Below are 10,452 nucleotides of genomic sequence, written 5' to 3'. Positions count from 1 at the left end.
TAACCTTATTCCTCTCTTTTGTCTTTTCTGATTAATACTCTAATTTAATGAATTACAAACTTAAGCCGTGTATAATTCATTGCTAGTACTCGCCTACTTACGAAAATACTCGCGTATTTTCTATTCGGTTTTTATTTGCTAAATTTAGTGCTTAAACCACGCAACAAACCATATACAAACACGTTAGCTACTATATCAAAAAAAGCAAATTGATAAATTAAAAATGGAGGAATTTAAAGTTCTTAATGGGAAAGGTTATGATTGGCAAACATTCATTTATATAATGCAAGATAATGACGGTTGTAAGTTTGGCATCACTAACAATATTGAGCGTAGACAAAATCAATATAAAAAAGAACGTCCTTCGTTAAAATTAAAATATTGTAAACCATTAGAAAATAGAAATATTGCTAGACTGATAGAATATAATATGAGAATTAAATTCCCTATTATAAGTGGTCGAGAAACAACAAGTGCAATTCTAATTGAATTAATTGATTTTATTGAATCATCTAACACTAATCTAGATGAGGCTATGCTTGAGTTAAATAATATCTCAGAAATAAAAATCAATAAACATAACCCAATAACACTTCAAACTGACAAATCATATTCACTTGATGACAAAAGAATAAAGCATCCAAACGCTTATATGAAATGGACAAAAGATGATGACAACAAACTGGAGTCTCTTTTTTGTCAAGGAAAATCTATTAAAGAATTATGTGAAATTTTCGAACGTAATAATGGAGCTATAAGGTCAAGGATAAAAAAACTGGAACTAAAAGAAAAATACAGTAGCTAACACGGTATAAAAAACATAGGGCGTTTGTGTTAAACCGAAAGGTCTGTGCTTATTTACAAAGTCCGCCAAATATAAAATTTGGCTTTATAAAGGAAAAGATAAAAGCAAAATATTTATATTTAGCTAAGTAATAAACCGAAACGATAGTGCTTATCAACTGCCCGACAATTTCTTATACTTAACGTTACCAACAATAAAAATAAATTATGGTAGAATCAGATAATAAAATTGACTTATCAAAATTCACCTTTTCTTCCGGAGCTGAATTATCTAATGGAGAAGTGATAATGATTTCTCATCCTTTTGGAATGGATCCTGAAAAAAAACCTAAAAGTGTTTTTTTAATTAGAGATACCAAAGGAAACTGGTCTAACGCTGGTAGTATAAGTTGGCTTCCTGAAGGAATTTCAAGTAATATCAGTGAGGATAAAATATTTTTAATACACTGGGGAGGATCTTGTTTGGAGTTTAATAAAACTGATAATACTTTCTCTAGTGTTTATAAAACTGAAGATGATAAAAATGACCCTCCCAGTGAAATTCGATTTTCTAAACTAGTTGCGGGTGAATTATATGTTGGAGGAACAAATCGATTTATATTTAAACAAGTAAATACAAATTGGGAGGAGATTAGTATTGAAGCTATGAAAGGTGAACCTATGCCAAGTAGTTTCGAAAGTATTACAGGATTTAATTCTCAAGAATTATACGCTTTTGGATGGGAAGGAGTAATTTGGACAAATAAAGGCGGTAAATGGACAGAAATAGAAACGCCTACTGAAGACATTTTATTAGATGGAGATGTTTTTGATGACAAAGTTTATATTGCTGGTCAAATGGGGATAATTTTAGAAGGTCGAGGAAATCAATGGACGGAATTGGAAAGTGAAGTCTCAGAAGATGATATAGATTCTGTATGCACTTACAATGATGCTATTTACTTCTCTAATAACTTTAATATTCTTCGGTTAAAAGACGGTGAACTTGAAGTTTTTATAGAAAGTACGCCAGAATTTTCGACATCCAAACTATTTACAGGTCCCAGTGGACTCTGGTCTGTATCTGATAAACATCTAGCTCTATATGATGGGAAAAAATGGAAGATGATGAGTTGAGGATAAACTGTTGGTAACAATGGCTATAATTAATACGGGTTTTAGTGCTTAACCCAAAGTTTAAGGCTAATAACCAAGTCCGCTAAATTTTTAAATTTGGCTTTGGAATGAAAAAGATAAAACAAAATAAAAAGTTTTAGCGTAGTGCGTAGACGGAAACGAAAAGTTTCCTTGCCTACGCACTCCGCTTAGTCAAACCGTTGGTAGTAATGCTATAACTAATAGAATAATAATTTAACAAAACAGAATGAACCTAATTTTAATGCGTATTTTATTTTTTTGTTTAATTCCAATTGGTTTTTTTATTTTCTTTAAAGCAATACAGTTATTAAGAAAGTCTTTTAATGGAAGCATTATGTTAGATATTCCATATTTACAAAATGGAGGACGATTTTCAGTTACAAGTTCTGGTAATTTTTCTATTTGGCAAAAAGGACCAATATTTAAAAGAACACCTACTGACAAATTTAAATTGTGTATCTACGAAGAATCAACAAAAGAGGAAATAAAATTGAATTTTTCATTATTAAGACCACAGACAAATAATTTTTCGACTGGACGAATGGAATTGTATAAATTTTATGCACCAATTGGAAATTACAAAATAGAATTTAGGGAAGGAAGTAACACATCAAAACTAGAAAATTCAATAGGAAATACAATTCCTCTTAAACCTGTTGATTTATCAAAGTATTTTATTCAAATAAGAGAATCCCAATCTCAAATAATAACTTTATTAGCAATTCCAATGCTATTACTCGGAATTTTTGGAACAGTTGGTGGATTCGTGTTGGGATTATTAGTAGACCAAATATTTTAATGACTGAAAAAAAGCACTACTGCCAACAAAAGCTATAATTAATACGGGTTTTAGTGCTTAACCCAAAGTTTAAAGCTAATAACCAAGTCCACCAAATCTTTTGATTTGGCTTTATAAAGAAAAAGATAAAACAAAATAAAAAGTTTTGGCTAAGTGCTTAATCGAAAGTTTATTACTTTTAATTCCCGTACTAATTATAACCGAGACGTTGCCAGTAATATGAAAAAACACATTCAAAAAAGAAAGGTTTTATTGAGATTTGGTTATTTAGGTTCATTTTTATTAATTAGCCTTTATTCTTGTATAATGCAAAAGCCTTATTCAGCTAAAATAGCAAAATTTCAACCATCTTTTTTTGGGGAAATTAAAGAAAATAATTTAAAAAGAATTGCAGAAACAACAGCTATTCTTATCACCGGAAAAGTGTATGATTATGATAGGCCTGAAGGAGGTATTTCCGTGATTTTTATTAGTATAGAAAACAAAAGAAAGTTTAAAACAGTCACTGATTCTAAGGGGCATTTTAAAATAAACATTGTCAATGGATTGTACAATATACAGCTAATACCTTATAAATATGGTAAGACTCCATCTTTAAACTTTGAAAATTTAAACTTTAAATCTGGAGAAATACGTGAATTAATAATTTATACAGAATCATCTGCTGAGACTGTATCAATGGATACCATTTTTGAAAGTAAAAGAGCTTATAATGAATATATTAAAAGGCAATAAGAAATACTACAGGCAACAATGCCTATAGCAAATAGGGTATAAAGAGCTAAGTTTATAGGCTTGGTCGTATTTTGCTAAGTCCGCCAAATTTTTAATTTGGCTTTAAAACTGAAAAGTTAGTGCTTTTAAATTCGCTAATTTTTATACACTAGATCGTTGGCAGTAATTAAAAAAAAATGAGGAACTACCTACAAGCATTTGATATTTTAAGCGAAAAAGAGATAGATCTTTTTGAGAGTAAAGTGCGTAATAAGAAATTGAAAAAAGGAGATTTTTTTATTAAAGAAAATCGAATATCCAAAGAAGTAGCATTTGTGGTTTCTGGTTTGTTTAGATCATTTTATTATTCGTCATCCAAAGAGGAAGTTACCTATTGTTTTACCTTTTCAAATTCTTTTGTAAGTGCTTACTCTTCTTTTCTGTCACAAGCAAAAACTATTGAAAATATTCAGGCATTAACAGATATAGAATTATTAACTATATCAAGAGAAGAAATTTTAACTTTAGAGAAATCGAGTACTAATTGGCTAAAATTTTTCAAATTAATTGCAGAACAAGAATACATCAAAATGGAAAAAAGAGTTTTCTTGTTGCAAAAAGAATCCGCAGAAAAAAAATATAAAGATTTACTAATAAATCAACCTGAATATTTACAATCAATCCCTTTAAATTTTCTGGCTTCATATCTAGGAATTACCCAAAGGCATTTGAGTAGAATAAGAAAAACGATTACGAATTAGACAAATGTCCTTTTAAAAAACTAAGTAAGTATTGTTCTTTGTTTAAAAGAAAGAACAAATATGAAACAAGTATTGGTTATAAATGGGCATCCTGATAAAGAAAGCTTTAATTACGCATTATCAGAAGCTTATATAAAAGGAGTACATAAAACAAGCTCTATAATATCTCAAATTAATATTGCGGAATTAGATTTTAATCCTAATCTGCAATTTGGTTATAGAGAACGAATGGAATTGGAACCTGATTTGGTAAAGGCTATAGAGAAAATTAAAAAGGCAGACCATATTGTTTGGGTTTTTCCAATGTGGTGGTATGGTTACCCAGCTCTTATGAAAGGATTTATAGACAGAACATTTTTGCCGTCAATTACATATCAACCGATAGAAGGAAAAGCGTTACCTGAAAAACTATTGAAAGGAAAATCTGCACGACTAATTATTACTGCAGATACGCCAAAATGGTATGATTTTTTGATAATGAAAAGTCCAACAATCAATCAATTTAAAAACGGAACTTTAAAGTTTTGTGGAATAAGCCCTGTGAAAACAACTTATATTGCCTCAGTAAAAAAATCAACTTCAGATTTTAGGGTAAAGTGGTTAAAAAAAGTAACATTGTTAGGAGAAGGTATAAACTAACTTCTGTTAGCAATTTATATAAAAGATAGGAGGGAAAGTTATAAAAATAACTCAAGGAGTTGTTGCTATTATAAGGTTAAGTGTTTATACGTTAAAACATTAAATATAAGTTAATTCTTTGTTTTTAAGTAAGTCTTAGATTACTTTTAAAACAAAAAACAAACATTATGAAAACTTTAAAAATTACATTGATTCTATTTTTTATGGCTATTTTTTTTGTCAGTTGTTCTAATTCTGAAGATTCTGAATTTTATAATTTAGAAAACAGAGAAGTTGTCTATGTGGATGATAGCAAATCTACTTATGAAGTAGGAGACATTCTATGGTTAAATATGAATGTAGAAAGCAAGCAGAACGATGATAGGTCAGACAAAGAAATTGACATTTATAACTTAACTAATGCTTCAGAAACATTTTACGGTTTTTCGGTTTTTTTAATCGAAGATGATAATTTTTCACCTGTAACATTAGAACAAGAAAACTTAGTAGAAGAAATAGGGAAGTTAAATTTATCTGTAAATACAGTACCTGAAAATTCAGAACTTTTAGGAGTAGCTCCTTATAGTGAAGGCAACTATAAATTACGTGTAGGAATAAAATTAGAAAAGGCTGGTAATTACTTTATAGCCAATGCTAGCCTAGGTTTAGGAGAGCAAATGCTTACATTTAATCCTACTAACGGAAAAGATGTTCAAATAAACTTTCATACTAAAATAAGGAATTCAGATGCTAACGGAAGATTTCTTTTTACGGTAAAATAAGAGTAAATAGTGTTTTAACAATAATTTAGAAGCTAAATTTTTAGTCTTGTAAACTTTAAGATTGCTAATGCCATTAAGCATTAGCAGTCTTTTTTGTTAGAAATTATAAGTTTCTGCAGAAAAAGTTTAATGCCAAATATGAATTAAAAACTAACGAATATAGGTTGATGGTTACATTAGTCTCAAAAATGTTTAATATTTACGTTGTTAACTATACAATAAAACATTATGAAATTAAAAATAGCTTATAGCACGTTCTTTGCCACTTTGTTTTTTACAGTCACATTAAGTGCGCAATACAACCAGACTAATGGTGATGGTGCAGAAATAACTTCTTACAGACCTTTTGAAGTGGCTACTGATTATGCCAACTTTAGCAAATGTATAATGCCTAGTGCAGGAGCACAAAAAGCTTGTTTTACAGACAAATTACAAGAGCTTTTTAATGAGAATTTAAAAATGCCTAAAGATTCTATTTCTCAAAACTTTAATGGAAAAGTATATTTTAACTTTTTTACAGATGATAAAGGAGAGCTAGAGTCTACAGAGATTTTTAGTAGACCAGAAACTAAATTTATTGGAGAAAAAATAGATGTGGTTCTAAAAAAACTCCCAACCCTTAAAGTAGTTCAATTAAAAGATACGGCTGTTAGTACAGGTTATGTGTTGTATGCCAAATTTACCCCAGAAGAACCTATTCGTTTAAAGGTTGTAGATATTAAGGTAAGTAAAGAAAATTTAAAAGAAAATGAAAAAGAAGAAAATGATGTACCTTTTGTAATTGTGGATGATGTACCCGTATTTCCTGGTTGTGAAGATATGGCCATAAGTAGTAGGAGATCTTGTTTTCAAAATAAACTAGGTAAACACATTGCTAAACATTTTAGATACCCAGAAGAAGCTCAAGAATTAGGTATAGAAGGTAGAGTAAACATTATGTTTCTTATTGATAAAGATGGATTTGTAAAAAACATAAAAACCAGAGGACCGCACCCTTTATTTGAATTGGAAGGGCGAAGAATTTTCACAAAACTTCCTCGTATGACTCCGGGGAAAGTAAAAGGGAAACCTGTAAGAGTACCTTTTAGTATACCTTTGACTTTTAGACTTAACTAATTACTATTAATAAAGGCTTTTGGAGTAGAGTAATAAAAAACAAAAATGAACTACCATTATAGGCAATAGCTAAAACCTTATGAAAAATCAGTTTATATTTATAATAGCATTCTTTTTTATATTTTTTCAGATCTCTTGTTCTAAGAAAAAAGAATCTAAAATTAACTTTAAAGATTTTGAAATTAATTTATCAAAAGACGAAGAACCACCTTTAATTTTAGAGGTAAAGTCTAAAAATGATATTCAATATTTTGTAGAGAATCAGTCAAAAAAATGGCAAGGGATAGCTAAAGATTCAGAAACAATAATTAGTGTTTACGATTGGAAATTATTTCCGCATAACAATATTGCTTTTGAATATCCAAGAACTTATAGTTTTGAAGCAGATTTGACTACAACTAGCAATATTTGGACTTTATCTGGTAATGATTTCAAGATTATGATTATAAGTCTAAAAAAATCAATATCAGTTAAGGAATATGTAGATGGAATGGTTAGCCAGTTTGGACTGTCTAACTGTTCAACAAAAAAAATAACTAAACAAATAAACTCATATGATTTAGAAGGTATGAGTTTGTTAGTTTCATTAACAGGAGTTAATTTAGAAATGGAAATTTTTGAAGTAGTTGATACTAATGGAAAAAGTAGCTTGCTTGTGTTTCAAGATTCTTTAACAGACGAAAAAGACAATAGTAAAGAGTCTAAAAAAACTATGAGAAAAATAGACCAAACTTTTAAGGTGTATTAATATGATTAGTAAAAGCTTATTTGTAGGCCTTTAGATGTTGAATATTAAGTTTTTAAATTAGTTGCATATTTTGCAAAACATACAATAATCGCCATAAAAAATGAATAAAATTATAATAGTATTGTTTCTTTTTATTTGCAATGTTACGCTTGCGCAAAGCTTAAATATTACAAGTAAACAACTAAGTGAAAAAGAAATTGATTCTGTTTTTACAACTAATGTTAAAGATAAGCTTCAAATAAATTTTCCTATTTATAGAATTTATCAATTTAATGATAAAATAGGGCCGCATTTTATTGTAATGACTGAGAATGAAACGGAATGTGAAGAGTTAGATAAATGTTTTAAGACCCTAAAAGGGTATTGTTTTTTGCTTAAGAACGATGATTTTAAGCTAAAATGGACTTTTAAAGATTACATACTACCTGATACATATGAATATACAATTTCTCATTGGACAAAGTACTTTAAAATAGATGATTATAACAAAGATGGTGTTGTAGATCCAATTGTTGTTTATGGTACCAAAGGTATGAATGATAATGATGATGGAAGAATAAAAATATTGATATACTACAAAGGTGAAAAAATAGCAATAAGACACCAAAACGGAGTACATGACAATGAAAGAAACACACAAGTAGATAAAAAGTTTTACACTTTGCCATTAGAAATACAAGCCCAAGTAAAAACTATTATAGAAAATATAGAGGAAAATAATCACGGCATTTTTCCTGCTGGTTGGGAACAGGCTATGAAAAATAAGGAAACTAAGTTTGATGAAAATTGAAAAAATGAACTTATAATGAGTTTTATATTTAGAGTTATTTATAATTAAGTTTATAGTAACAGAAAAGGCTTTATACCATTCACTAAAGCCTTTTATACTATTTATAGTCTTATACTAGTTTATTTAAGTAGCTCTATGCCTTTTTTATTACGCCATCAATTTATTTTTTAAGCTTCACAAAATAAAACCAATACTAACCTTCAGCTTTAATTTTATAAAAATGAATTCAAAATCGTATTTTTTACTATTTCTTATGTTTACGTCTTGTATTTCAATCAAGAATAGAGAAAAATTAATGAATATAGACAGTATTGGGTTGACTGCTAATGAATTGAAATTAAACGGATATTATTATCAAGAAAAAAGTTATGAAACCTATCCCTATTACCGAAACGAATATGGTGGTTACAGCCAAGATAAAAATAAAAAATACAATCAAATAAGAATTTTGCCTATTGTATTATACCCTGATGGAAGTGCCAATCAATTATCATCATTTTCGGGAACGCAAGATAATTCTGCTTTTAACTATGGAATTAAATGCTCTCTTGAAGATAATAATACAATTGAAAGCGCATACGAACATTTTGAATGTTATTTAAAAAATAGACCAGAAGACAATTATATTTTTATAAATAAAAAAGCTGAAATTTGGAGTCAAGGCGTTTTTAAAACAGATGAAAACAAAATTGTTCTGCAGATATTTTACAATTCAAGAGGAAATTACTATTTGTATGAAGAATCCGGAAAAATTATTAATGATACTACTTTCATCTTAAATAAAGCGAAAGACTTTGAGACAGGAAAAGAATTTGAAATTAATAAAAAATATATGTTTAAGGCAGTGGGAGATATGCCTAAAATTGAAAGCTATATTTTGAAAAACAAAAATAAGTTTGATAAAAACTAAAGTTAATAAACTAAAAATAAAGCCAATTGTCTACACAACCTAAACATAATACTGATTTTAGTGCAAAACGGAAAAGTTCTTATACATTTACAATATTTTTAGATTTAAAACCAATACTTTGGTAAGCTTTTAGGACATTAAAAGCATTGTATTTTAAATGTTAAAGTGTCAATGGGGGGTAATACAAAAACAATAAAAATGGAAAAGTATATAAAGCAACTAGAAGAGAATACAAGTGTATTACTTAAAACTGTAAAAGGGTATTCAGTTGATAAACTCACTGTAAAACATGGCGAAGAGTGGAGCGTGTTAGAGATTTTAGAACACATTTATATAACAGACAAGGTTATTTGTGGTATTGTTCTTAAACCATCAGATAAGGAATCGATAACTAAAGAGCTATTTGGGCAAAATAAGTTAGAAAATATTTTAGTGCACCAAAGAGAAATAAAAATTAAATCGCCAAATTTACTTCAGCCTAAAGGTAATTTTAAGAACCTTTCAGAATTTAATTCAGCTTTTATCCATTTAAGAGAGTCTTTAAAGGAGGATATCAAAGCAGAGAAACTTATTGTTGATAACAGAATCCATAATCACCCTTTTTTAGGAGAAATGACAATAACAGACTGGTTAAATTTTATATTATTTCATACAGAAAGGCATTTAAAGCAAATTGAAGAAAAATAAGTACTTGTCACAAAAAAAATATGAAGAAAAACGGTATATTAATTTTGTTAGGAGTAATAATTATGGGTTTAAAGTGAGGTAGTATATAAAACGTTATTCAATATTTGAACAAAAGCATTTATGAGGAAAATTTATTTTATAATAATAGCAATTACTTTAAGTTCTTGTTTAGATTTTTAAAAAAAAGATAATAAATTATTAGAAAGATTAAGGGGTAATTGGGAAATTGTATTTATCTCAAAGTACGATGCTAAATATGATAATCTTAATTTTTTAAATGATTCTATTATAGTTTGTAAATCTGGTAAAGAAGTTGATACATTGTCTTATGAATCTGGTTTGCGTTCTATAATTTTAATATACCCAGAAGGAGATACATCATATTTTTATGTTACCGACTTAAGTGATAAACACTTAACTTTAAGAGAAGATGTGTCTCATTTGTTTAAATCCGAAGTATCTATTCATTATGAAAGGGAATTTGGTAAATAAAGTCAAAAAAAAAGCTGCTAACAATTAAACACACTACAACGGACATTAGTTTTGTAGCTTATAAAAATGTTACACATATAAAAACTTTGTAATA

The 10,452-nt window shown here is 28.4% G+C and carries 13 protein-coding genes; all 13 read left to right on the top strand.

All coding sequences use genetic code 11. The annotated features are described in order from the left end of the window. Nucleotides 1-223 precede the first annotated feature (223 nt). The 13 genes from Q4487_RS16925 (at nucleotide 224) to Q4487_RS16865 (ending at nucleotide 10,358) form a co-directional block, all read left to right on the top strand. On the top strand, nucleotides 224-805 hold the full coding sequence (locus tag Q4487_RS16925; RefSeq protein WP_303545344.1) for a hypothetical protein: 582 nt from the start codon (nucleotides 224-226) through the stop codon (nucleotides 803-805). A 206-nt stretch (nucleotides 806-1,011) separates the two neighbouring features. Beyond that, a complete protein-coding gene (locus tag Q4487_RS16920; RefSeq protein ID WP_303545347.1) occupies nucleotides 1,012-1,920 on the top strand; it encodes a hypothetical protein in 909 nt (302 codons plus the stop codon). 247 nt (nucleotides 1,921-2,167) lie between these two features. After that, nucleotides 2,168-2,740, top strand: a complete 573-nt coding sequence (locus Q4487_RS16915; RefSeq protein ID WP_303545350.1) for a hypothetical protein — start codon at nucleotides 2,168-2,170, stop codon at nucleotides 2,738-2,740. 219 nt (nucleotides 2,741-2,959) lie between these two features. Further along, entirely contained in the window at nucleotides 2,960-3,475 is a 516-nt protein-coding gene (locus Q4487_RS16910; protein ID WP_303545353.1) for a carboxypeptidase regulatory-like domain-containing protein, read from the top strand. Between the two features lie 176 nt (nucleotides 3,476-3,651). After that, nucleotides 3,652-4,215 (top strand): Crp/Fnr family transcriptional regulator, encoded by a 564-nt coding sequence (locus tag Q4487_RS16905; RefSeq protein WP_303545356.1) that lies wholly within the window; start codon nucleotides 3,652-3,654, stop codon nucleotides 4,213-4,215. Between the two features lie 60 nt (nucleotides 4,216-4,275). Then, entirely contained in the window at nucleotides 4,276-4,854 is a 579-nt protein-coding gene (locus Q4487_RS16900) for an NAD(P)H-dependent oxidoreductase (RefSeq protein ID WP_303545359.1), read from the top strand. A 167-nt stretch (nucleotides 4,855-5,021) separates the two neighbouring features. Then, on the top strand, nucleotides 5,022-5,615 hold the full coding sequence (locus Q4487_RS16895; protein ID WP_303545362.1) for a hypothetical protein: 594 nt from the start codon (nucleotides 5,022-5,024) through the stop codon (nucleotides 5,613-5,615). A 228-nt stretch (nucleotides 5,616-5,843) separates the two neighbouring features. Continuing rightward, on the top strand, nucleotides 5,844-6,731 hold the full coding sequence (locus Q4487_RS16890) for an energy transducer TonB (RefSeq protein WP_303545365.1): 888 nt from the start codon (nucleotides 5,844-5,846) through the stop codon (nucleotides 6,729-6,731). A gap of 79 nt (nucleotides 6,732-6,810) precedes the next feature. Continuing rightward, entirely contained in the window at nucleotides 6,811-7,479 is a 669-nt protein-coding gene (locus tag Q4487_RS16885; protein WP_303545367.1) for a hypothetical protein, read from the top strand. Nucleotides 7,480-7,579: 100 nt separating this feature from the next. Continuing rightward, nucleotides 7,580-8,269, top strand: a complete 690-nt coding sequence (locus tag Q4487_RS16880; protein ID WP_303545370.1) for a M949_RS01915 family surface polysaccharide biosynthesis protein — start codon at nucleotides 7,580-7,582, stop codon at nucleotides 8,267-8,269. A 295-nt stretch (nucleotides 8,270-8,564) separates the two neighbouring features. Then, nucleotides 8,565-9,179 carry a hypothetical protein gene (locus tag Q4487_RS16875; RefSeq protein WP_303545373.1) on the top strand — a complete coding sequence of 205 codons (615 nt, stop codon included), beginning with the start codon at nucleotides 8,565-8,567 and terminating at the stop codon, nucleotides 9,177-9,179. Nucleotides 9,180-9,377: 198 nt separating this feature from the next. Then, a complete protein-coding gene (locus Q4487_RS16870; protein WP_303545375.1) occupies nucleotides 9,378-9,866 on the top strand; it encodes a DinB family protein in 489 nt (162 codons plus the stop codon). 321 nt (nucleotides 9,867-10,187) lie between these two features. Beyond that, nucleotides 10,188-10,358 (top strand): hypothetical protein, encoded by a 171-nt coding sequence (locus Q4487_RS16865; protein ID WP_303545378.1) that lies wholly within the window; start codon nucleotides 10,188-10,190, stop codon nucleotides 10,356-10,358. The last annotated feature ends 94 nt before the right edge of the window (nucleotides 10,359-10,452 follow it).

It is taken from the genome of Cellulophaga sp. 3_MG-2023 (genome assembly GCF_030546975.1).
Lineage (GTDB): Bacteria > Bacteroidota > Bacteroidia > Flavobacteriales > Flavobacteriaceae > Cellulophaga.
The sequence above is the reverse complement of the archived record's forward strand: the minus strand, read 5'-3'. Positions and strand labels throughout refer to the sequence as shown.

What these genes read in the sequence shown, in the direction of transcription:
- Q4487_RS16925 (WP_303545344.1), top strand. Translation starts at nt 224, where the DNA reads ATGGAGGAATTTAAAGTTCTTAATGGGAAAGGTTATGATTGGCAAACA.
- Q4487_RS16920 (WP_303545347.1), top strand. Translation starts at nt 1,012, where the DNA reads ATGGTAGAATCAGATAATAAAATTGACTTATCAAAATTCACCTTTTCT.
- Q4487_RS16915 (WP_303545350.1), top strand. Translation starts at nt 2,168, where the DNA reads ATGAACCTAATTTTAATGCGTATTTTATTTTTTTGTTTAATTCCAATT.
- Q4487_RS16910 (WP_303545353.1), top strand. Translation starts at nt 2,960, where the DNA reads ATGAAAAAACACATTCAAAAAAGAAAGGTTTTATTGAGATTTGGTTAT.
- Q4487_RS16905 (WP_303545356.1), top strand. Translation starts at nt 3,652, where the DNA reads ATGAGGAACTACCTACAAGCATTTGATATTTTAAGCGAAAAAGAGATA.
- Q4487_RS16900 (WP_303545359.1), top strand. Translation starts at nt 4,276, where the DNA reads ATGAAACAAGTATTGGTTATAAATGGGCATCCTGATAAAGAAAGCTTT.
- Q4487_RS16895 (WP_303545362.1), top strand. Translation starts at nt 5,022, where the DNA reads ATGAAAACTTTAAAAATTACATTGATTCTATTTTTTATGGCTATTTTT.
- Q4487_RS16890 (WP_303545365.1), top strand. Translation starts at nt 5,844, where the DNA reads ATGAAATTAAAAATAGCTTATAGCACGTTCTTTGCCACTTTGTTTTTT.
- Q4487_RS16885 (WP_303545367.1), top strand. Translation starts at nt 6,811, where the DNA reads ATGAAAAATCAGTTTATATTTATAATAGCATTCTTTTTTATATTTTTT.
- Q4487_RS16880 (WP_303545370.1), top strand. Translation starts at nt 7,580, where the DNA reads ATGAATAAAATTATAATAGTATTGTTTCTTTTTATTTGCAATGTTACG.
- Q4487_RS16875 (WP_303545373.1), top strand. Translation starts at nt 8,565, where the DNA reads ATGAATATAGACAGTATTGGGTTGACTGCTAATGAATTGAAATTAAAC.
- Q4487_RS16870 (WP_303545375.1), top strand. Translation starts at nt 9,378, where the DNA reads ATGGAAAAGTATATAAAGCAACTAGAAGAGAATACAAGTGTATTACTT.